The organism is Chryseobacterium sp. GVT01B (assembly GCF_019970045.1).
Lineage (GTDB): Bacteria > Bacteroidota > Bacteroidia > Flavobacteriales > Weeksellaceae > Chryseobacterium.
The window spans coordinates 711547-733583 of sequence record NZ_JAHXYI010000001.1; the positions used below are offsets into that span (position 1 = coordinate 711547).

Consider the following 22037-nt stretch of genomic DNA (forward strand, 5'->3'; position numbering starts at 1 on the left):
TTGTACAAAACTATGAAAAGAAACGTTGAATTAGTTGTTATATCGGATGTTCATTTGGGAACTTATGGATGTAAGGCTAAAGAATTGTTGAGATATCTCAATTCTATCCAGCCTAAAACTTTAGTTTTGAACGGTGATATTATTGATATCTGGCAGTTTAAAAAGTCTTACTTCCCTAAACCTCATTTGAAAGTAATCAGAAAGATTCTTTCATTGGCGACCAAGAACACAGACGTCTATTACATCACGGGCAATCATGATGAAATGTTTCGTAAGTTCACAGATTTTGAACTTGGAAAACTTAAAGTCTGTAATAAAATCTGCCTGAATATTGATCAGAAAAAAACCTGGATATTTCACGGTGATGTTTTCGATGCATCCGTCCAGCATTCAAAATGGATCGCCAAACTTGGCGGAAAAGGCTATGATCTCCTTATTATTATCAATAATGTTGTAAATTGGTTCTTAGAAAAAATGGGTAAAGAAAAATATTCATTTTCCAAAAAGATCAAAAACAATGTGAAAAAAGCGGTAAAATATATCGGAGATTTTGAACTTACAGCTTCAGAGCTGGCTATTGACAATAATTATGACTATGTAGTTTGCGGACATATCCACCAGCCACAGATCCGTGAGGTTGTTAATAAAAAAGGATCTTGTACTTATTTGAATTCAGGAGACTGGATTGAAAATCTCTCTGCCTTAGAATACAACAATAAAGAATGGACAATTTTTTATTATGATGAACATAAACATTTGCTGAAAGATGATGAAGTGGAAGAAATTCAGGAAATGGATAATTCTGCGCTTTTAAAAATCGTAACCAATTTTTCCTAAATGAAGATTTTGTATGCATTCCAGGGTACTGGAAACGGTCATGTTGCCAGAGCACAGGAAATTATTCCTCTTCTCAAAAAATATGCATCCGTTGATACATTGATCAGCGGACATCAATCGCAATTAAAGGCTGATTTTGACATCAATTTCCAATATAAGGGTATTTCCCTTCTTTATAATAAAACAGGCGGTTTATCCTATCGGAAAATGTTTACAGAGAATAAGTTCATTGAAGCAGCCAAAACAATCAGAGAGCTGGAATTGTCACAATATGATTTAATCATTAACGATTATGAGCCTTTGACAGGCTGGGCTTCCAAACTGAAGAACCTTCCCATGATAGAGCTTAGCCATCAGGCTTCCATGAGTTTTCCGGAAACGCCCAAACCAAAGAAAAAGGACTTTCTGGGAGAAATGATTTTAAAATATTATGTTCCCAGTGAAAGGAAAATAGGGTTTCATTTTGAAAACTATCATCCACAAATCAAAAAACCTGTGATCAGAAGAAAAATCAGAAATCTTAACCCTTGTAAACAGGGATATTATCTTGTCTATCTTCCCAGCTTTGCGGATGAAAATATTATCAAGGTTTTAAGAAAAATTCCTGTGGAATGGAAAGTGTTTTCAAAATACAGCAAAGTACAGGTCAAAGTAAAAAATGTAGAAGTATTTCCTATTGATGAAATACAATACCTGAAATACTTTGAAGGCTGTGACGGAATTTTGTGCAACGCTGGTTTTGAAAGTCCGGCAGAAGCATTATTTATGGACAAAAAACTATTCGTAATTCCTATCCACAATCAGTATGAACAGGAATGTAATGCATGTGCCCTTGATAAAATGGGAATCCCCAATTCGAAGGTTTTAAATCTTCAGGAAATTATGGAATGGGTTGCTTCTGATCATCATCTTAAAGTAGATTATCCGGATGATATTGAAGATATCCTGGTAAACGAGGTTTTAATTCTTTAAAAAAATATCGTCCACATCACTCATTCTCATCATCACAGATCTTGCATAGGAACAGTGCGGATATACTTTCCAATTGTTTTCTCTGGCAAATTTGATGGCTTCTTCTACCAGGAATTTTCCCATTCCTCTCCCTTCAAATTCAGGATGTACCAGAACAAATGAAATGATCAGTTTATGGTCTTCAGGGAAAATGGTATAGGTAAGTCTGCCTACTTCTTTTATTTCGTTGTTTAGGGTAAGGACCCCGCCGTTTCCGGATTTATTGTTTTCAAATTTCATGATTCTGAACTTTAGGTTTAAACATACAAAAATTGCACCGACCTTTGCATAAGCAACAAGCAACAAGCAACAAGCAACAAGCAACAAGCAACAAGCAATAAGCTTCGCTATGAATTTTTCAACATTTTTTAAATTGACCATTCACTTGCGAAGCAAAATTCACAATTGACTCTCTTAATTATCTTTTCCCGTGTAATAGTTGTAATCTTTAATAATCACATTGATAAACTGTCTTTCTGTCATTTTAGTAGCATCAATTTCCAGTTTCAGAATGCTTTTAATTTTCTCAGAAAGCTTACTGATGATCTGGCGGTCGTCTACTTTCAGTGCTTTGGTGTAATTATCTTTGATGATTCTCATGTCATTATCACTCAAAGCAATGACTTGCGGAAAAGAAGGGATGTAATTTTCGTGGATATTCTCCAGAATTGTATGCGAAATATTGATGTTGTTTTTCAAGGAAATGACAGCGGTTCCGGAAGCAATATCACCTAGACGCTGGTTGTTTTTAGAGACAATCATAGAGATCAGTCCTATAACTCCGGCAAATGATACATCAACAATCCTGAAAACCCAACGGATCATATAATCTGCGAAACTTGCCTGATAACCGTCAATCTTTACCACTTTGATTTTCATTAGCTTTTTACCGGGTGTCTGGCCTTCCATTAAGCTTTCCAATACAAGCGGATAGATGTAAATAGGAAAAGTAAGGATAAGATATACCGCTCTTATTGACCATTCATCAAGGCCGTCTAATAAATATCCCAGGTCAAGAATATTGAAGAATAAATACAGGATGATCACCACATAAGCGATCCTGATCAGAAGATCAATTATGAAGGCAAGCATCCTTTCTCCTACGCCTGCAATATTAAAATTAATATTTACATTTTGTGAGGTATTTATCGCAATTTGAGACATATTTTTTATTATTTTAGCCTTAACAATTATGAGAGAAGTTTATTTCATTAAACAAAATAAAGAAAAATGGTTGGGAATAGAACAGGTTATTCAAGGGAAAATTAAAAAAAATCCTGATGACCTGTCTTCGTTATATATAAATCTGATCAATGATCTTTCTTTTGCCCAGACTTATTATCCGAAAAGTAACACCACAGTTTATCTGAACCATTTGTCTGCCCAGATTTTTCAGAAGATCTATAAAACAAAAAGGGTAGAGGAAAACAGGCTGGTTTATTTTTTCAAAACTGAAGTTCCATTGCTGATGTATCAGTACAGAAGGTATCTGATGTATGCGTTTCTCTTTTTTATTTTGTTTACCTCAATAGGAGTGCTTTCTGCCATTTATGATAAAGACTTTGTCAATATCATTCTGGGGGAAGGTTATGTGAATGAAACCATTGAAAATATTAAACATAATAATGCAGTAGGAGTTTACCAGAGTGGCAGCACATGGGGAAGTACTATCGGGATTATTTTTAATAATATCCAGGTGGGAGCAAAACTGTATATTTATGGAATTGCCGGAGGAGTGGGAACTTTGTTTGCTTTGCTTTCCAATAGTGTGATGCTGGGTGCTTTCCAATATTTTTTCTATGATTATGGGGCTTTGAAAGACAGTGCAAGAGGGATATGGCTTCACGGAGTTTTTGAGATCTTTGCCATGGTGGTGGAAGCGATGTGTGGATTGATTCTTGGGGCATCTATTTTATTTCCGAGAACGTTTTCAAGATTTAATTCTTTTAAAAAAGGATTTAAAGATTCGTTTAAAATATTCTTAAGTACTGTTCCTTTCACTATTTGTGCAGGGATTATAGAAGGGTATGTCACCAGACATGCATTGAAGATGCCTTTAATTTTGAACCTAATCATTATTTTTGGCTCACTGGCAATTATCGGATTCTACTATTTTGTGTATCCGTCTATTGTTTACAAAAAAACTAATAAACACATCCATGATACAATTTTATAAAAAAAGAGATTTTGGAACTTTTATCAGTGATAGTTTCAATTTTTTCAAATTATACGGGAAGAATTATTTTAAGAACTATATTCTGATCAATGGCCTGCTTTTGATCTTAATGGTAACCGTTGTGATTTTCGGATATAAAGAACTCTTTTCGCAGATATTCGGGTCCAATCTTGGTGGGGAAACGTATTATTTTGAACAGTATTTTTCAGATAATTCCGGCATGCTGATTACAGTAGGAATACTTACTTTTCTGCTTTTCATGATTCTGATGATTGTCAATTACCTGTATCCCGTTTTTTATTTAAAAAGAATTGCACAGGGTGCAGAAAAAATAAAAACGGATGAAATTCTGAATGATTTTAAAAGCAATGCAGGAAGAATCGGGAAGCTGTGCCTTGGAATGATCTTTATCGTCACACCGGCGGTTTTGTTTGTGGTAGGATTTTCTTATATTCTGATTTTTATTATTATCGGATTTTTTTTGATACTGCTTCTCTATCCCACGATATTCAATTTCACTACATTTTTGATGTATGATTATTTTAATTCAAACAGAGGTTTCTGGGAAAGTTTGAGCTACGCATTAAGATCGCAGTTTTCCTATCCGAACGGGAGTGAGAAATCACCCTACTGGAAATATTGGGGATCTGCATTTGTGATGTTTATTATTATTTACATGATAACATCTATATTCACATTTATTCCGATGATATTTTTTTACGGATCGCTTCTTACATCAACACCGGACGGGAATTTTGAGCAGAATCCTTTTACCGGAGCTGCCGGAATTTTGTTTTTTGTATTCTATGGAGTTTCAATGCTGATTTCGTTTTTTCTTTCAAACCTGATGTATGTAAATGCAGGATTGATGTATTATGACAGCAGAACAGATCTTCACCAGAAAGTAGAACTTGCAGAAATAGACACTATTGGAATCAATGAGTAAAATTTTCCTTTTCATATTGCTTTTTCTCTCTCTTGGGCTGGTTCAGGCTCAGGACGATAATCCTACTTCTGATGATCTGGTAGATTCTCTATATACAACCGGGCATTACAGAAATATGCTGCGTGCTGATTCTGTACTGATGAAAAATCCGGTATCTGAGAATACAGCTTATCCGAAAGCATTCAAAGAAAATATACCATCAAGATATAAAGGAAATGAATTTGATTATTCTGTATCAAAGCCAAGAGAGTCTTTCTTTCAAAAGCTGATGCGGAAGCTCAATCAAATTATACAGGGAATTTTCGGGGAAACAGCATTGACAAAGTCCGGGGAATTTACCGCAATCCTTATCCGTCTGTTTGCGATCATCCTGGTAGGTTTTCTATTGTATTTCATCATTAAATATATCATGGGAAAAGACGGGAACTTTCTTTTTGGTAAAAAGAATAAAAAGCTGGATCTCAATGTGCAGGAACTCCGTGAAAATATCCATGAAATCAATTTCCCTGAAAGTATCGCAAAATTTGAAATGGCGGGAGATTATCGTTCGGCAGTCCGTTACCAGTTCCTGTTTATTCTTAAAAAACTGAGTGACAAAAAGCTGATCAACTGGAATCCGGAAAAAACCAATAAGGATTATGCCGTAGAGTTGAAAGCCCCTCATCTGAAAAATGACTTTTCTGACCTGTCTTATATTTTTGATTATGTCTGGTATGGAGAATTCAGTATTGAAGAACAGAGCTATCAGAAATTTAAAAATCAATATCAGGCATTTAAACCCTAACAATAGTAACCATGAATAAAACTTTCAAAACATATGCTGCAATTTTCATCATTGTGATGATTATTCTGGCATTGCTTGAAGTTAACAAAAAAGAAACGACAGACTGGCGCAAGAATTTTGATATCAATGAAAAGTCTCCGTTCGGACTATTTGTTTTTAATAATGAAGCTAAAAATCTTTTTAAAAACAATCTGAAGAAGGTTGAACAGATTCCTTACGAATACTATAATCAGCATAAAAAAGATGCTCACAACATTATCGTTATTGAAAATAATTTTGACAAAGAATCATGGAATAAAATCCTGACGCAGGTATCTGAAGGATCGGATGCATTTTTAATGGTAGCCCGTATGCCGAAGGAAATTTCAGACAGTATCGGATATTATGATTCCGAAATCTCTTTTGAAGAAGAAAATGTGCTGAAACTTACCGATAAAAAATATCAGAATGATTTTGTTAAATTAGATAAATTTCCATCAGGAAGAGGATTTTCATTCATTAAACCTAACGTTGAAGTCCTTGGAAAAACGGTAGAGAAAAAGAATACGGATCAGGCCAACTTTATCAAAGTAAAGTTTGGGAAAGGACATATTTACGCTCATACTGAACCTCTTTTTCTGACCAATTATTATCTTCTGAAACCCGGAAACGTAAAGTATGCACAAGATGTATTTTCATATCTTCCGGATAGAGAAACGCTTTGGTTTGTATCCAATAAAAGTTCTGCATCACGTTTCTTTATGAGATTTGTACTGTCGAATCCGGCTTTAAAGTATGCGTGGTGGGTATTTTTGGGAGGATTTATCCTTTTCATTTTCTTTAATGCCAAAAGAAAACAGAGAATAGTACCGATAACAGAGCCTCTGAGGAATACTTCTCTGGATTTTGTGAAAAGTATTGGAAATCTGTATCTTCAGGAAGGTGATTTTCATGATATGATGGCAAAGAAATCGCAGTATTTTCTGAACAAAGTGAGAATGGATCTGTTGATAGATACTCAGACTTTAGATGAAGAATTTGCAAAAAAGCTACAATTGAAAACCGGGAAAAATATGGAAATGATTAATGAAGCTATTGCGCTTATCAAAAAAGGGCAGGATCCTTATGCCAGTGTAATAAAAGAAGATCTTACAAGGATCAATAAACTCCTTGACGAAATATTTAAATAATATAACAATATAATAACCTAATGATGTAGCAGTTTTTCAATGCTGATAACGACAATTCACAGGAAAGAATACCGTTGTTCATTGTCAGACTGACCAAATAAAATGTATTATGGAAAACTTTGATAACCCCAATATAGAAAACCAAAGCTCAATCAATCTTAATAAACAGGAAGAGCAGTTTCAGTCGAGAATTGATATGATTGAACTTCGTGCGAGTTTAGAGAAAGTAAAATCTGAGATTGGAAAAGTAATTGTAGGACAGGAGAAAATGATTGAACATCTTTTGGCTGCATTACTTTCAAACGGACACGTTTTGATTGAAGGCGTTCCCGGAATAGCTAAAACGATTACGGCAAAATTATTGGCTAAGACAATTGATGTAGGTTTCAGCAGAATTCAGTTTACACCGGATCTGATGCCTTCTGATATTTTGGGAACATCCATATTCAATGTGAAAAATTCAGAATTTGAATTTAAAAAAGGACCTATTTTCTCCAATTTCATCCTGATTGATGAGATCAACAGATCGCCAGCAAAAACACAGTCAGCATTATTTGAAGTCATGGAAGAAAGACAGATTACCATGGACGGTACCCGTTATATTTTGGAAGAACCTTTCCTGGTGATAGCTACACAAAACCCTATAGAGCATGAAGGAACGTATAGACTTCCGGAAGCTCAGCTGGACCGTTTTCTATTCAAAATCAATGTAGGATATCCGAATCTTGAACAGGAAATTGCAATCATTAAAAACCAGCACGAAAGTAAAAAAGAAGATAAAACAGAAGGAGTAAACCGAGTGATCACAGCTGAACAATTGAAAAACTACCAGCAGCTGGTAAAAGAAATCATTGTGGAAGCTCAGCTGATGGAATATATAGCTAAAATTATCATCAACACAAGAGAAAACCAATTCTTATATCTGGGTGCCTCACCAAGAGCTTCATTAGCACTTCTTACGGCATCAAAAGCATTTGCTGCTCTGAGAGGAAGAGATTTTGTAACTCCTGAAGATATTAAAGAAGCTAGCTACGCAGTTTTGAGACATAGAGTTATCGTATCTCCGGAAAGAGAAATGGAAGGTCTTACTGCAGATGAAATTATCCGCCAGATTTTAGAAGGAATAGAGATTCCAAGATAGGTAGTAGTTAATAGGTGGCAGGTAGCAGGTGATAGTGGATGAATGTTTAAATAGTTACAAAATTATTATATATGGCAAATTTTAAAAAAACTTTTAGTTTGGCAGAAATCTATTGATTTTGTTACTGAAATTTACAAAATCACAGAAGCTTTTCCTAAGGATGAACTCTACGGATTAATATCACAAATCAGACGAACCGCCATTTCTATACCCTCCAATATTGCCGAGGGAAACTCAAGAAGAAGTAAACCTGATTATCTGCAATTTTTAAAAATATCAAGGGGTAGTTGTGCAGAATTAGAAACACAATTAATTATCTCAAAAAAATCTCAAATTTTTAAATGAAGACAATTATTTAAAACTAAATGAAAGGATTATAGAAATATCCAAAATGTTAAACGGGCTCATTAATTCCCTACAATAATAATGAATGTGAAAAAGCTAATATACGACCACCTAAAACCTTTCATCTGCAACCCGCTACCTAAATAATGAAAAACTTATACATCAATACACGTTTCTTTTTTACACTCATCGGAGTGGGGATTGTGTATGTCCTGGCATTTTTCTTCCCGGTGCTGATGTGGGTAGCCCATATTGCACTGTTAATCTGTTTTTTGGCTGCAATGGTAGATTTCCTATTGCTTTTTAATCAAAAGAATGCATTACAGGTTCAGAGAATTTTGCCGGAAAAATTGTCCAATGGCGATGAGAATTTTGTTAAAATTGATATTAAAAATAATTACAATTTTACAATAGATGCTAAAATTATTGATGAAATTCCGTTCCAGTTTCAGAAAAGAGATTTTCTGATTGAAAAACAGATTGCTTCAGGGGCGAATACATTCTTTCAATATTCATTAGAACCTAAAGAAAGAGGAGAATATCATTTCGGGGGACTGAATATTTATGCATCTTCACCATTGGGATTGATATCAAAAAGATTTATTTTTCAGAAGGATGCTGCATTGCCTTCCTATCCGTCTTTTATCCATCTCAGAAAATATGAACTCATGGCCATTCAGAGTGAATTTTTATTGGGCGGAATTAAAAAGGTCAGAAAACTGGGACACACCATGGAATTTGAGCAGATCAAAGAATATGTACCTGGAGATGATATCAGAACGATCAACTGGAAAGCAACTTCCAAAACGAACCGTTTGATGGTAAACCAGTTTCAGGATGAAAAATCACAGCGTATTTTTATGCTGATTGATAAAGGAAGAACCATGAAAATGCCTTTCAATGGATTAAGTTTACTGGATTATTCCATCAATGCAACCATGGCGCTGTCTCATATTATTTTGAGAAAAGGGGACAGAGCCGGGATGATGACTTTTTCCAAGAAAGCTGAAAATAAAATTGCCGCTGATAATAAATCCGGACAGCTGAAAAAAATCTCTGAAGCACTTTATAATATCAAAACAGATTTCTTTGAAAGTGATTTCAACCGTTTGTATCAGGATGTAAAATATTCCATCAATCAAAGAAGTTTAATTCTGCTTTTCACGAACTTTGAAACACTAGACGGATTGAATCGACAGTTGAAATATCTTCGAGGTATTGCTAAAAACCATTTGTTGGTTGTTGTATTTTTCAAAAATTCAGAACTGCAGACAATCATTAACAAAAATCCTGAAAATATGCAGGAAATCTATGATGAGATCATCGCTGAGAAATTTGAGTTTGAAAAGAAACTGATTATTCAGGAACTCCGCAAATATGGAATTTATACGGTATATACCCTTCCTGAAAATTTGAATATTGATGTTATCAATAAATATCTGGAGATAAAAGCGAGAGGAATTTTATAACTTTGCAGAAGCAATAAGCAATAAATAATGAAAATTACACTTAACAGAATAAACGACGATTTTTTATTTGAATGTACCAATGCGCAGGGGAATTCTATTCTTTTGGATAATACTTCCCAGCCGGGTGCCAAAGGAGTTTCTCCAATGGAAAGTGTGTTGATGGCTGTAGCAGGCTGCAGCGGAATTGATGTGGTTTCTATTTTAAAGAAGCAGCGTCAGAACATTACAGGCTTCCAGGCAGAGGTAGAGGGAGAAAGAGTACAGGTAGAGGATGCAAAACCATTTAAATCAATTAACGTTAAGTTCCTTTTAGAAGGAGAAATTGATCCTAAAAAAGCACAGAAAGCAGCAGAACTTTCTTTTGAAAAATATTGTTCCGTATCCAAAACCTTAGAACCGAATGTAGAAATCGGATATGAAGTCTATGTGAACGGAGAAAAAATTTGATCTCTTATTTAAAAATAGAAAAGCCGGATGACTCATCCGGCTTTTTTTATTACTTATTACCTATTATTCATTGCTTATTAAAAGGTAAGTCTTGGTTTTATCAGTTTCGCTACAGTGGCAGTCCATCCCGTCTGATGGGAAGCTCCTACACCACGGCCATTATCTCCATGGAAATATTCAAAGAAGGTGATGTAATCTCTGAAGTGTTCATCATAATTGAATTTAGGATTTCCTCCGTTGAAAGCGCGCTGCCCATGTTCATCCTTTAAAAATAGAGAACAAAGTCTTTTGCTGATGTTTTGAGCTACTTCATCAAGGTTTCTTTTATCGCCACTTCCCGTTGGAAGTTCTACTTTCAGGCTATTTCCATAATAATAATGAAAACGCTGCAGGCTTTCCACGATCAGGAAGTTGATAGGAAACCATATCGGTCCGCGCCAGTTGCTGTTTCCGCCAAACATTCGGCTGTCACTCTCTGCAGGAGTGTAATAGACCATATTCTGATTCCCATGTACAGAAAATACAAAAGGATTCTCTTCATATACCTTAGACATAGCCCGGATTCCATAAGAACTCAGGAACTCATTTTCATCAAGCATTCTGGTCAAAACCTTTGTCAGTCTGTTTTTACGGAGGATACTCATCAGGTGTTTTCTGCCGTGTCCTTCCTCGTCCCAGTGAGAAACAAGTTTGGTGAGCTCTGGTTTATTTTTTAAGATCCATTCCATTCTGCTTCTGAAATTTGGCATCTTTTCCAGTAAACGATGGTCTACAATCTCAACAGCAAACATCGGAATTAGACCTACAATACTTCTTAATCTTAAAGAAACACTGTCTCCGTTGCCAAGCTGCAATACATCATAGAAGAAACCGTCTTCCTCGTTCCAGAGTCCTTTCGTTCCTTCACCCAGGTTTTCCATAGCTTCAGCGATATAAAGATAATGTTCAAAAAATTTGATCGCCATATCTTCGTACACCTGATAATACTGGGCTAGCTCCATTGCAATACGCATCATATTCAGTGCATACATTGCCATCCAGCTTGTTCCGTCTGCCTGCTCAAGATGCTGACCGTCCTTTAATTCCATATTCCGGTCAAAAGCACCAATATTATCGAGACCAAGAAAGCCTCCTCCAAAAATATTTTTTCCGTTTTTATCCTTTCTGTTCACCCACCATGTAAAATTCAGCAGCAGCTTCTGAAATACTTTTTCTAAAAATAATAAATCAGGCTTCCCGTTATTTTTTTCATCAATTTTAAAAACACGGAAGCAGGACCATGCATGTACAGGTGGGTTTACATCACTCATATTCCATTCATAGGCAGGAAGCTGTCCGTTGGGATGCATATACCATTCTTTCGTAAGCAATAAAAGCTGTCCTTTGGCAAATTCTGCATCAATAATAGAAAAAGGAACACAGTGGAACGCCAGATCCCAGGTAGCATACCATGGATACTCCCATTTATCAGGCATAGAAATAATATCCTTATTGTGAAGGTGGTTCCATTCCGTATTTCTTACATACTCACTGAAATTTCTCGGAGCTTCAAAATTGGGATCACCTTTCAGCCATTTTCCGATATTGTAGTGATAGAACTGTTTATTCCAGAGAAGTCCTGCAAAAGCCTGTCGCTGAACATTTCTCTCATCTTCATTTACCGTATCATTCTGAATATCGTTATAAAACTCTTCCGCTTCCGTTTGTCGTGTACTGAAAATAGTATCAAAATTTTCAAAAGGTTCATCCGTTTCATCGGGACATAATCTGAATTCAAAAATTTTAGATTCTCCTGCTCCTACAATTTCATCAATCAGAAAAGATGCTTTTGTTCCCCTTTTTTCGGGGTTTACAGTATCTCCCTGATGAATAATAAAATCATTGATGCCATCTTTGAAATAAGTATTCTCTGTTTTAGGAGTTCCGTAAAGCTTAGAGGTATTGGTCTCGTTATCACAGAATACACTTTGTGCATTTGTATTTCGCGAATAGACTTTTTTGATCGAAATACTGTCGTGGCCTATATTGATACTTCCGTTATGAGAAGCATTGAGCTCTGCCTTATAAGTGTTATATCCCCATTTCCAGTTATTTCTGAACCACGCAGTTGGTGCTACGACAATAGGAGCATCATGCTGGCTTCGGTTACAGACGGTGACTCTGGCCAGGATATCGTTGTGATCAGCTTTACAGTATTCAATGAAAATATCGAAATATTCATCATTATCAAAAATTCCGGTATCGAAAATCTCATATTCAGGTTCCTTTTTGCTGCGTCTTCCATTTTCAGCAAGAAGTTCATCATATGGAAACTCGTTGATGGGGTATTTATACACCATTTTCATATAGCTGTGAGTAGGTGTATTATCCAGATAATAAAAGATTTCTTTAATGTCTTCACCATGATTCCCCTGTGGGTTACTCAATCCGAAGAACCGTTCTTTTACCATTTTATCTTTCTTGTTCCAGAATGAAAAAGCAAAACAGAATAACTGTTTTACATCAGAAATTCCGGCGATGCCTTCCTCACCCCAGCGGTACGCATAACTTTCAGCGTTATTATGATTGGTAAAATCCCAGGCATTCCCGTTTGAGCTGTAATCCTCACGTACATTTCCCCACTGCCGGTTGCTTACATACGGGCCCCAGTTTTTCCATTTGGTATCTTGTAATCTTTCTTTTTCGGCGGTCATATCTCATCATTTTTCCATACGAAGTTAGTTTTTTTGAAAAATAATTCCAATTTTTTTCATCTGAACAATTATTAATATGCTCTTGGAATACTTGTATTTAAGGGCTTTTTTAAATATTAAAATAATTTTTTTTTGAAATTAAAAGAAAAGAACTACCTTTGCACCATTCGTTCATTTAAATATTGAAAATGTTATCAAGAAAGGTTGAGGGATTAGACCCTATGAAACCTTAGCAACCCTTTGCGCAAGCAAAGAAGGTGCTACGTTCTACCAAAGTATTTTGGACAGATAACTTACTGAAGTTCTTTTCAGCCATTTCCTGTGGCATTTTCAATTGTATTTGTATTAAAATATAATAGAATTGAAAACAGAACTAAACTATATAAATCTTTCGTATCAAACCAATTCTCAAAAGGAATACTATATCCCGTTAAGCTATCAGCTTTTTGGGAAAGATCTGTTTACAGCACCCATTATTTTAATCAATCATGCTCTTACCGGAAACTCAGAGGTATCCGGAGAAAAAGGCTGGTGGAAACAATTGGTGGGAGAAAATCAGATTGTTGATACTGATCAATACACTGTTCTGTGTTTCAATATACCCGGAAACGGTTATGACGATTTTTTAATTGAAGACTATGAAGATTTCACACCTTCAGATATCGCAGCGATATTTTTAAAAGGACTTGAAACTTTACATATCAAAAACTTATATGCCATTATTGGAGGCTCTCTGGGAGGAGGGATTGCCTGGGAAATGCTTGCCAAGCAGCCGGATCTCGCAGAAATATTTATTCCTATAGCCTGTGATTACAGGACACATGACTGGCTTCATGCACAGTGTCTGGTTCAGAAATTTTTATTGAATGATAAAGAGGAACCATTACAGAAAGCAAGAATTCATGCCATGCTGTGTTATAGAACTCCACAATCACTCAATGACAGATTTCAAAACCAATATAATCAGGACAAACAACGCCTGGAATCTGAAGACTGGTTGGTTTATCATGGTAACGCGCTAAACGAAAGATTTAGTTTAAAAGCGTACAAACTGATGAATCATCTCTTGATGAATATTAATGCTGATGAAATGGCACTGGAGAACATACAGGCACGAATGCACATGATCTCTGTAGATACAGACTTATTCTTCCCGGCTTCTGAAATCCGAATGTGTTTTGAAAACTTAAAAGAGAAAAATAAGAATGTTTCTTATCACGAGATCCAATCTATACACGGGCACGATGCCTTCCTAATGGAATATCAACAATTAAATAATATCATTAAAAACATTTTACAGAAGTAATGAAAAATGCTAACGAAATAAAATTTTTGAAGAACAGATCAATCGTCAAATTTGAAGGAGAAGATTTCCTGGGAGAAATCGGGATTGACGGACGAATTTTTAAAGCGCTTACTTTAGCGCGTATCAGTGTGGGAGTAATCTCTCAACAGGCTATAGAAAACGGAATTTCTATTCTGGTTCAGGAAAATGATGCTGAAAAAGCAGTCGCTTGTCTTATTGATGAATTTGAAGCAGAAAGAAAATCTGGAAAAGTTTCCCAGATCTACAGTATCAATAATGTTTCTGTCATTGGTTTTGTGGCAGAAGATTTCAATAAAGTTTTTGCTGAACTGGCAAGAAACAATGTTTTCCCATTATTGCTGAATCAGGTTGCAGGAGAGAACAGAGTAAACATCGTAGTAACTTCTTCACAGGACGAAAAAACAAAAAACATTATAGAATCTGAAATTTTCAAGAAGCCAAAGACCGTTCATCTGGCGATCATAGGACATGGAAATGTAGGGAAAACCTTGATAGAACAGGTACTGGAATCTTCTGAAGAGATTAAAAGACGTAAAAAAATAGACCTTAAAGTAGTGGCGGTGGCCAATTCAAAGAAAATTGCCTTCAACAAAAAAGGATTTGATGCAAATTGGAATGATGAAGTTTTGACTGCAGAACATCCTTCAAGTGTTCAGGAGCTTATTAATTTCTCCAACGAAAACCAGCTGGAAAACCTTATCGTTGTGGATAACACGGCAAGTAAGGATTTTGTGAAAAACTATCACGCTTTGGCAGAAAACGGATTCGATCTGGTTTCCTCAAACAAGATTTTTAATACCCTTCCGATTGAAGAATACAGAAAACTAAGATATACGTTGAATAAAAACAACAGACGTTATCTCTATGAAACCAATGTGGGTGCGGGATTACCGTTAATTGATACCATCAAATTATTACACCTTTCAGGAGAAAATATCACAAGAATTAAAGGAGTATTCTCCGGAACATTAAGCTATGTGTTCAACAATTTTTCTTTAAGAGACTATAAATTTTCAACCATCATCAATGAAGCTTTGGAGAAGGGATATACAGAACCGGATCCAAGAGAAGACCTGTCAGGAAATGATGTAGCAAGAAAATTATTGATTTTGGCCAGAGAATTAGACTTAATCAACGAATTCGGAGATATCAATATTCAGAATCTTGTTCCGGAAAGCTTACTTGAGGTTTCAAAATCAGAATTCCTTTCAAGACTTGAAGAACTGGATGAAGAATATCAGAAAATAAAAGAAAATCAGGAACCCGAACATGTATTGAGATATGTGGGAGATCTGCACGGTGATCTACAGAAAGATAAAGGAGAGTTGGATGTGAAATTGATTTCAGTTCCGGCAACATCTGCATTAGGACAGCTGAAAGGTTCAGATTCAATCTTTGAAATTTATACAGAAAGTTATGGTGAAAATCCAATTGTGATTATGGGAGCTGGAGCCGGAGCACAGGTCACAGCAAGAGGAGTATTCGGAGATATTTTAAGAGTAAGTGAAACGAAATAATATTTAACTATAACAATCTACCAGTTTAGCAGTGTAACAATTACTGCAATTGTCATTCTGAGCATAGCGAAGAATCTGATGGTTACACTGCCAAATTGCCAAATTAAAACTATATGGGAAATTTTGAAACATCAGCAATAAGAACCCAGACTGAAAGAACCCAGTTTGACGAGCATTCTACACCATTATACCTTACGTCCAGTTTTATATTTCAGGATGCTGAGGATATGAGAGCAAGCTTTGCTGAAGAAAAACCTAAAAATTTATACAGCCGTTTTTCCAATCCTAACGTAACAGAGTTTACAGATAAGATCGCTAAAATGGAAGGCGCAGAAGCCGGATATGCTTTTGCAACCGGGATGGCAGCCATTTATTCTACATTTGCAGCTTTATTGAATGCCGGAGATCATATCGTAAGCTGCCAGTCAGTTTTCGGTTCTACGCATACATTATTCACTAAGTATTTCCCGAAATGGAATATTGAAACCTCTTATTTCAAAGCAGAAGATGCAGCGAATGTTGAGCAATATATCAAACCGAATACTAAGATCCTATACCTTGAAACGCCTACCAACCCGGCTATTGAAATCCTGGACCTGGAGTTTTTCGGTCAGATTGCGAAAAAACACAATCTTATTTTTATTGTAGATAATTGTTTTGCAACACCTTATCTTCAGCAGCCCATCAAATATGGTGCAGATATTGTTGTACATTCAGCAACGAAATTGATTGACGGACAGGGAAGAGTTTTAGGAGGAATAGCAGTAGGAAAAGAAGACCTGATCAGAGAAATTTATCTTTTCGCAAGAAATACAGGTCCTGCATTGTCTCCTTTTAATGCGTGGGTATTATCAAAAAGCCTTGAAACATTGGCCATTCGTGTAGAAAAACATTGTGAGAATGCATTAAAGGTAGCCGAATTTTTAGAAAGCCATCCGAACGTAGAATTAGTAAAATATCCATTCCTGAAATCCCACCCGAGTTATGAAGTTGCCAAAAAGCAGATGAAACTTGGAGGAAATATCGTGGCATTTGAAATCAAGGGCGGAATAGAAGGTGGAAGAAACTTTTTAGATAAGATACAAATGTGTTCGCTTTCTGCCAATTTAGGTGATACAAGAACGATTGTTACTCACCCGGCATCTACAACACACTCTAAACTGTCAGACGAAGAAAGAAATGAAGTAGGGATTACAGCGGGATTAGTACGCTGCTCAGTAGGATTGGAAAATATTGAAGATATCATTGCAGATCTTAAACAGGCCTTAGACTAGTTCAATAGGAGCAGGCTAAGGCTTATGATGACCAAAATAGATAAAAATGAAAAATTCAGAACAATTATATAAAGCGTTATCCGAAAGAATTCTAATTCTTGACGGTGCAATGGGAACGATGCTTCAGAGATATAAGTTTGAAGAAGAAGACTATCGGGGAGAGCGTTTCAAAGACTGGGAGTATCCGGTAAAAGGAAATAATGACCTTCTTTCTCTGACGCAGCCTCAGGCCATTGAGGAAGTTCACAAGAAATACCTGGAAGCAAGTGCTGATATCATAGAAACCAATACCTTTTCAGGGACTACCATTGCTATGGCAGATTATCATATGGAAGAATTGGTGTATGAACTGAACTATGAGTCTGCAAAGATTGCCAGAAAAGCCTGTGATGAGTACACCGCAAAAAATCCGGATAAGCCGAGATTTGTAGCAGGATCTATCGGGCCAACGAACAGAACAGCGAGTTTAAGCCCTGATGTCAATGATCCCGGATACAGAGCCATTACTTTTGAAGAACTGAGAGTGGCTTATAAACAGCAGTGTGAAGCTTTGCTGGATGGAGGTTCAGATATCCTTTTGGTAGAAACCATCTTTGATACACTGAATGCGAAAGCCGCTTTGTTTGCCATTGATGAACTGCAGGATGAAAGAGGAATCAAAATTCCAATCATGGTTTCAGGAACCATTACCGATGCTTCAGGAAGAACTTTGAGCGGACAGACGGCAGAAGCTTTCCTGATCTCCGTTTCCCACCTGAATTTATTAAGTGTAGGTTTCAACTGTGCACTGGGAGCAGATCAGCTGACTCCTTATCTTGAAACACTGGCCCATAACTCGGAATTCTATGTTTCAGCATATCCGAATGCAGGTTTACCCAATGCTTTTGGAAAATATGATGAAACTCCTGAAGATATGGCAAGACAGATCAAAGAATATGTTGAAAAAGGATTGATCAATATTATCGGAGGATGTTGCGGAACTACTCCTGAGCATATAAAGGCGATTGCAGATTTGGTGGAAAAATATCCGCCTAGAAAATTGAGAGAATTTGTCTGATTTGATAGATTTTTTTAATTAAAATCAATAATGAAGGCTCGGTTATAAATATTATCTTTAAATAAACCACAAAATTTAATGTAATGGAAAAGCCGATTTACTTAAAAGATTCAGAAGACATCAAACTCTTTAATGAATTGAGAAAGAAAGTGAACAAGAGAGTGGAAGCCATTTCTGAAAACAGAGATATCTATATTCAGATCAAAGCAGTTATTCTGCCGATGGTTTATCTGGGATTATACTTCCTTGCTCTTTTTAATGCTGAAAAGCACTGGATCTATATATTGAGTTTTGTGTTAATGGGAATCTCCCTTGTTTTAATTTATTTGAACCTGATTCATGAAGCAGCCCATAACAATATCTATAAAAGTAAAAAGCTGAATAATTTAGTCCTTCATATTTTTGATTTTATAGGAGCTAATTCCTACATCTGGAAGAAAAGACACATTGCAAGCCATCATGCCTATCCGAATGTGGACGGATGGGACACGGATATAGAACAGAGCGGATTGCTTTTAATTGTACCGTGGATCAAAGCAAAAGGAGTACAGAAGTATCAGGATAAGTTTTTCTTTTTAGTTTATCCGTTGTATTTGTTCAACTGGATGTTTATACGAGACTTTAGAGATTTCTTTGATAAGGAAAGGGTGATTTTAAAAACTCAGGGACAAATACCTGTTAAGGAAAAAATAAAAATGATCAGTTATAAGCTGTTCTACTTCTTTTATCAGATTGTGATTCCTATTGTGTTCTTTAAAGTATCAGTAGGATTGGCTTTGGGTGCGTGGTTTTTACAGGTGATTTCAGCAAGTATTTTTGCATTGTTTGTTTTACTGCCTTTGCATCCGCTTCCTGATAATGCTTTTCCGAGATTAAATAAAGAGAATGGTCTTCCATTCAGCTGGCTTCGTCACCAGTTTGAAGTGACGAACGATTTAAAAGAAAATAACTGGCTGGTAAGAAATATGTTGGGAAATTTCAATTTTCATGTGGCCCATCACCTGTTTCCAAATTACAGTTATATGTATTACAACGAGATCACAGAGGAGATTGAAGAATTTGCCAGAGAATATGATCTTGCTTATAAAAGATTTCCACTGTTGACTGCTTTAAGCAAGCATAGGGATTTATTGAGGCAGAATGCAAATAATGCCTACTATATTTTAGAAGAATAAAATGAAATATTTAAGATTATCAGGCCTGGAGCCTCTTATCATAACCCCGGAGAGTAATTTCATCAATGTTGGTGAAAGGACCAATGTTGCCGGTTCCAAAAAATTTTTAAGACTGATCAAAGAGGAGAAGTTCTCTGAAGCATTAGATATTGCCCGCCATCAGGTAGAAGGAGGCGCCCAGATCCTGGATGTCAACTTCGATGATGGATTGATTGATGGAAAAGCATCCATGATCAAATTCCTGAATTTAATTGCCTCTGAACCGGACATCGCAAGAATCCCGATTATGGTAGATTCTTCTAAATGGGAAATTCTGGAAGCCGGTCTTCAGGTAGCGCAGGGAAAATGTGTGGTAAATTCTATCAGCTTAAAAGAAGGTGAGGAAGAATTTATCAAACATGCAAAAGCAATTAAAAGATACGGAGCAGCAGTCATTGTAATGGCATTTGATGAGGTGGGACAGGCTGACAATTTTGACCGGAGAATTGAAATTTCAAAACGTTCTTATGATATCTTAGTCAACCAGCTTGGCTTTCCGGCAGAAGATATCATTTTCGACTTAAATATCTTTCCTGTGGCAACGGGAATGGATGAACACAGAAGAAATGCCATCGATTTTATAGAAGCTACACGCTGGGTAAGGCAAAACCTTCCTTATGCATCCGTAAGTGGAGGAGTGAGTAATGTTTCTTTCTCTTTCCGTGGAAATGATACAGTGAGAGAAGCCATGCATTCCGTATTCCTTTACCATGCTATTCAGGCAGGAATGAACATTGGTATTGTAAACCCGGCGATGCTGGAAGTTTATGATGAGATCAATAAAGAATTACTGGAGCTTGTAGAAGACGTGATCCTGGATAAAAGAGAAGATGCTACAGAAAGACTTCTTGATTATTCAGAAAAACATAAATCAGTCAAAAAAGAAAAGACCGAAGACTTAGAATGGAGAAACAATCCACTACAGGAAAGAATTACCTATGCCTTGGTAAAAGGTATCGACCGTTTTATTGAAGAAGATGTAGAAGAAGCTAGACAATCAGCAGCAAGACCACTTCATGTTATCGAAATTAATCTGATGACGGGAATGGGAGTGGTAGGAGATTTATTCGGAAGTGGGAAAATGTTCCTGCCTCAGGTAGTAAAATCTGCAAGAGTAATGAAAAAAGCGGTAGCTTATTTACAGCCTTTCATTGAAGCTGAAAAAGACGGAGCAAAACCTGCCAATGGAAAAATCCTGATGGCAACTGTAAAAGGAGACGTTCATGATATCGGTAAAAATATTGTGAGTGTTGTTTTGGGGTGTAACAACTATGAAATCGTCGACCTTGGAGTAATGGTTCCTGCTGAAAAGATTATCCAGACTGCTATTGCAGAAAAAGTAGACGTTATTGGACTGAGCGGATTGATAACACCAAGTTTGGATGAAATGGTGTATATCGCTTCAGAATTAGAAAGACAAAATTTGGATTTTCCTTTATTAATAGGTGGTGCTACAACTTCAAAAGCACATACCGCGGTGAAAATCGATTTAAAATATAAAAATGCAGTCGTTCACGTAAATGATGCCTCAAGAGCTGTAAACGTTGTGAGCTCATTGTTGGGTGACAGAAATAAAGAATACGTTTCGGATTTAAAGAATGACTATTCCGATTTCAGAGAAAAGTTCCTGAACAGACAAGTGGATAAAGATTATGTCTCCATTGAAGAAGCAAGAGAAAATCATTTTAAAATTGATTGGGAAAACGAAGATATCTTCACTCCGAATACTGTAGGAATAAAAGTAATCGAGAATCAGGATTTAAGAGAACTTCTTCCTTTCATCGACTGGTCTCCGTTTTTCAGAAGCTGGGATCTGCATGGGAAATACCCGAATATCTTAGAAGATGAGGTGGTGGGCGCTCAGGCAAAAGAATTATTCAAAGATGCTCAGGTAATCCTGAAAAGAATTCTGGATGAGAAACTGTTGACGGCAAAAGCCATCTTCGGAATCTTTAAAGCCAATTCCAATGAATCCGATGATATCTTAATTTTTGATGAAAATAACACTGAGCAGGCAAAATTTTTAACCCTTAGACAGCAGGCTCAGAGATCAAAAGGAAAAGACTATTTAGCTCTAAGTGATTTCATCGCTCCTCAAAGCTCTGGAAAAACCGATTATGTGGGAGCATTCTGCGTAACCACCGGATTTGGAACTGATGAACTGTCTGCAGAATACGAAAAAGCCAATGATGATTACAACTCCATCATGGTAAAAGCCTTGGCAGACCGTTTTGCAGAGGCCTACGCTGAATTTTTACACAAAAAAGTAAGAACGGAATATTGGGGGTATGCCAATCAGGAAACCTTAAGCAATGAAGAGCTTATCGCTGAAAAATATAAAGGAATCCGTCCGGCTCCGGGATATCCGGCTTGCCCTGATCATCTGGAAAAGAAAACAATCTGGGATCTTTTAAAAGTAGAAGAAAATACAGGCGTTTTCCTTACAGAAAGCCTTGCGATGTTCCCAACCGCATCTGTTTCCGGATATTATTTCGGAAGCCCGTATGCCAAATATTTCGGATTAGGAAAAATTACAGAAGACCAGCTTAACGATTATGCAGCAAGAAGAGGTTGTAGCATCCAGGAAGCAAAAAAATGGTTGTCACCAAATTTAGCAGATTAAAATTGAC

19 protein-coding genes and 1 riboswitch are annotated in these 22037 nt (G+C 36.4%); of the genes, 16 read left to right on the forward strand and 3 right to left on the reverse strand.

Annotated features, from left to right (window positions below):
- The first annotated feature begins 12 nt into the window (after positions 1 to 12).
- The gene (locus LC457_RS03280; RefSeq protein ID WP_149833880.1) at positions 13 to 837 is read left to right on the forward strand and encodes a UDP-2,3-diacylglucosamine diphosphatase; all 825 of its coding nucleotides are present in this window, start codon (positions 13 to 15) and stop codon (positions 835 to 837) included.
- A complete protein-coding gene (locus tag LC457_RS03285; protein ID WP_223598579.1) occupies positions 838 to 1809 on the forward strand; it encodes a glycosyltransferase family protein in 972 nt (323 codons plus the stop codon).
- On the opposite strand, the gene LC457_RS03290 is transcribed toward LC457_RS03285, so the two are convergent.
- Positions 1798 to 2088: a GNAT family N-acetyltransferase gene (locus LC457_RS03290; protein WP_223598580.1), complete on the reverse strand. Its 291-nt coding sequence runs from the start codon at positions 2086 to 2088 to the stop codon at positions 1798 to 1800. The genes LC457_RS03285 and LC457_RS03290 overlap by 12 nt on opposite strands.
- 174 nt (positions 2089 to 2262) lie before the next feature.
- Positions 2263 to 3012 (reverse strand): RDD family protein, encoded by a 750-nt coding sequence (locus LC457_RS03295; RefSeq protein WP_213277922.1) that lies wholly within the window; start codon positions 3010 to 3012, stop codon positions 2263 to 2265.
- A gap of 28 nt (positions 3013 to 3040) precedes the next feature.
- Here LC457_RS03295 and LC457_RS03300 point away from each other — a divergent pair, with 28 nt between their 5' ends.
- The 8 genes from LC457_RS03300 to LC457_RS03335 all read left to right on the forward strand — a co-directional run bounded on the left by LC457_RS03300 (position 3041) and on the right by LC457_RS03335 (position 10325).
- The gene (locus LC457_RS03300) at positions 3041 to 4024 is read left to right on the forward strand and encodes a stage II sporulation protein M (RefSeq protein ID WP_223598581.1); all 984 of its coding nucleotides are present in this window, start codon (positions 3041 to 3043) and stop codon (positions 4022 to 4024) included.
- Positions 4008 to 4970, forward strand: coding sequence for a DUF4013 domain-containing protein (locus LC457_RS03305; RefSeq protein WP_223598582.1), 963 nt, complete (start codon positions 4008 to 4010; stop codon positions 4968 to 4970). The genes LC457_RS03300 and LC457_RS03305 overlap by 17 nt, the downstream gene beginning before the upstream one ends.
- The gene (locus LC457_RS03310; RefSeq protein ID WP_223598583.1) at positions 4963 to 5754 is read left to right on the forward strand and encodes a DUF4129 domain-containing protein; all 792 of its coding nucleotides are present in this window, start codon (positions 4963 to 4965) and stop codon (positions 5752 to 5754) included. The genes LC457_RS03305 and LC457_RS03310 overlap by 8 nt, the downstream gene beginning before the upstream one ends.
- Before the next feature lie 11 nt (positions 5755 to 5765).
- On the forward strand, positions 5766 to 6923 hold the full coding sequence (locus LC457_RS03315; RefSeq protein WP_223598584.1) for a DUF4350 domain-containing protein: 1158 nt from the start codon (positions 5766 to 5768) through the stop codon (positions 6921 to 6923).
- A 109-nt stretch (positions 6924 to 7032) separates the two neighbouring features.
- Positions 7033 to 8064, forward strand: a complete 1032-nt coding sequence (locus LC457_RS03320) for a MoxR family ATPase (protein ID WP_223598585.1) — start codon at positions 7033 to 7035, stop codon at positions 8062 to 8064.
- A 138-nt stretch (positions 8065 to 8202) separates the two neighbouring features.
- Entirely contained in the window at positions 8203 to 8409 is a 207-nt protein-coding gene (locus LC457_RS23440) for a four helix bundle protein (protein WP_308116395.1), read from the forward strand.
- A gap of 146 nt (positions 8410 to 8555) precedes the next feature.
- Entirely contained in the window at positions 8556 to 9878 is a 1323-nt protein-coding gene (locus LC457_RS03330) for a DUF58 domain-containing protein (RefSeq protein WP_223598586.1), read from the forward strand.
- 27 nt (positions 9879 to 9905) lie between these two features.
- On the forward strand, positions 9906 to 10325 hold the full coding sequence (locus LC457_RS03335) for an OsmC family protein (RefSeq protein WP_223598587.1): 420 nt from the start codon (positions 9906 to 9908) through the stop codon (positions 10323 to 10325).
- Positions 10326 to 10402: 77 nt separating this feature from the next.
- Here the strand turns inward: LC457_RS03335 and LC457_RS03340 are convergent, their stop codons facing one another.
- The gene (locus tag LC457_RS03340) at positions 10403 to 13018 is read right to left on the reverse strand and encodes a glucosidase (RefSeq protein WP_223598588.1); all 2616 of its coding nucleotides are present in this window, start codon (positions 13016 to 13018) and stop codon (positions 10403 to 10405) included.
- A 188-nt stretch (positions 13019 to 13206) separates the two neighbouring features.
- Positions 13207 to 13313, forward strand: a riboswitch (SAM riboswitch).
- 66 nt (positions 13314 to 13379) lie between these two features.
- Here LC457_RS03340 and LC457_RS03345 point away from each other — a divergent pair.
- The 6 genes from LC457_RS03345 to metH all read left to right on the forward strand — a co-directional run bounded on the left by LC457_RS03345 (position 13380) and on the right by metH (position 22030).
- Positions 13380 to 14324: an alpha/beta fold hydrolase gene (locus LC457_RS03345; protein ID WP_223598589.1), complete on the forward strand. Its 945-nt coding sequence runs from the start codon at positions 13380 to 13382 to the stop codon at positions 14322 to 14324.
- A complete protein-coding gene (locus tag LC457_RS03350; RefSeq protein WP_374200531.1) occupies positions 14324 to 15862 on the forward strand; it encodes an ACT domain-containing protein in 1539 nt (512 codons plus the stop codon). Before LC457_RS03345 ends, LC457_RS03350 begins: the two co-directional genes overlap by 1 nt.
- 113 nt (positions 15863 to 15975) lie before the next feature.
- Positions 15976 to 17136: an O-succinylhomoserine sulfhydrylase gene (locus LC457_RS03355; RefSeq protein ID WP_223598591.1), complete on the forward strand. Its 1161-nt coding sequence runs from the start codon at positions 15976 to 15978 to the stop codon at positions 17134 to 17136.
- A 46-nt stretch (positions 17137 to 17182) separates the two neighbouring features.
- Positions 17183 to 18193: a homocysteine S-methyltransferase family protein gene (locus LC457_RS03360; protein ID WP_223598592.1), complete on the forward strand. Its 1011-nt coding sequence runs from the start codon at positions 17183 to 17185 to the stop codon at positions 18191 to 18193.
- A gap of 83 nt (positions 18194 to 18276) precedes the next feature.
- Positions 18277 to 19368, forward strand: coding sequence for a fatty acid desaturase (locus tag LC457_RS03365; RefSeq protein WP_223598593.1), 1092 nt, complete (start codon positions 18277 to 18279; stop codon positions 19366 to 19368).
- Position 19369: 1 nt separating this feature from the next.
- Positions 19370 to 22030: a methionine synthase gene (gene metH, locus LC457_RS03370; protein ID WP_223598594.1), complete on the forward strand. Its 2661-nt coding sequence runs from the start codon at positions 19370 to 19372 to the stop codon at positions 22028 to 22030.
- The last annotated feature ends 7 nt before the right edge of the window (positions 22031 to 22037 follow it).

Excerpts from the sequence above, each read along its gene's own strand:
- LC457_RS03280 (WP_149833880.1), top strand. The coding sequence starts at position 13 with ATGAAAAGAAACGTTGAATTAGTTGTTATATCGGATGTTCATTTGGGA.
- LC457_RS03285 (WP_223598579.1), top strand. The coding sequence starts at position 838 with ATGAAGATTTTGTATGCATTCCAGGGTACTGGAAACGGTCATGTTGCC.
- LC457_RS03290 (WP_223598580.1), bottom strand. The coding sequence starts at position 2,088 with ATGAAATTTGAAAACAATAAATCCGGAAACGGCGGGGTCCTTACCCTA.
- LC457_RS03295 (WP_213277922.1), bottom strand. The coding sequence starts at position 3,012 with ATGTCTCAAATTGCGATAAATACCTCACAAAATGTAAATATTAATTTT.
- LC457_RS03300 (WP_223598581.1), top strand. The coding sequence starts at position 3,041 with ATGAGAGAAGTTTATTTCATTAAACAAAATAAAGAAAAATGGTTGGGA.
- LC457_RS03305 (WP_223598582.1), top strand. The coding sequence starts at position 4,008 with ATGATACAATTTTATAAAAAAAGAGATTTTGGAACTTTTATCAGTGAT.
- LC457_RS03310 (WP_223598583.1), top strand. The coding sequence starts at position 4,963 with ATGAGTAAAATTTTCCTTTTCATATTGCTTTTTCTCTCTCTTGGGCTG.
- LC457_RS03315 (WP_223598584.1), top strand. The coding sequence starts at position 5,766 with ATGAATAAAACTTTCAAAACATATGCTGCAATTTTCATCATTGTGATG.
- LC457_RS03320 (WP_223598585.1), top strand. The coding sequence starts at position 7,033 with ATGGAAAACTTTGATAACCCCAATATAGAAAACCAAAGCTCAATCAAT.
- LC457_RS03330 (WP_223598586.1), top strand. The coding sequence starts at position 8,556 with ATGAAAAACTTATACATCAATACACGTTTCTTTTTTACACTCATCGGA.
- LC457_RS03335 (WP_223598587.1), top strand. The coding sequence starts at position 9,906 with ATGAAAATTACACTTAACAGAATAAACGACGATTTTTTATTTGAATGT.
- LC457_RS03340 (WP_223598588.1), bottom strand. The coding sequence starts at position 13,018 with ATGACCGCCGAAAAAGAAAGATTACAAGATACCAAATGGAAAAACTGG.
- LC457_RS03350 (WP_374200531.1), top strand. The coding sequence starts at position 14,324 with ATGAAAAATGCTAACGAAATAAAATTTTTGAAGAACAGATCAATCGTC.
- LC457_RS03355 (WP_223598591.1), top strand. The coding sequence starts at position 15,976 with ATGGGAAATTTTGAAACATCAGCAATAAGAACCCAGACTGAAAGAACC.
- LC457_RS03360 (WP_223598592.1), top strand. The coding sequence starts at position 17,183 with ATGAAAAATTCAGAACAATTATATAAAGCGTTATCCGAAAGAATTCTA.
- LC457_RS03365 (WP_223598593.1), top strand. The coding sequence starts at position 18,277 with ATGGAAAAGCCGATTTACTTAAAAGATTCAGAAGACATCAAACTCTTT.
- metH (WP_223598594.1), top strand. The coding sequence starts at position 19,370 with ATGAAATATTTAAGATTATCAGGCCTGGAGCCTCTTATCATAACCCCG.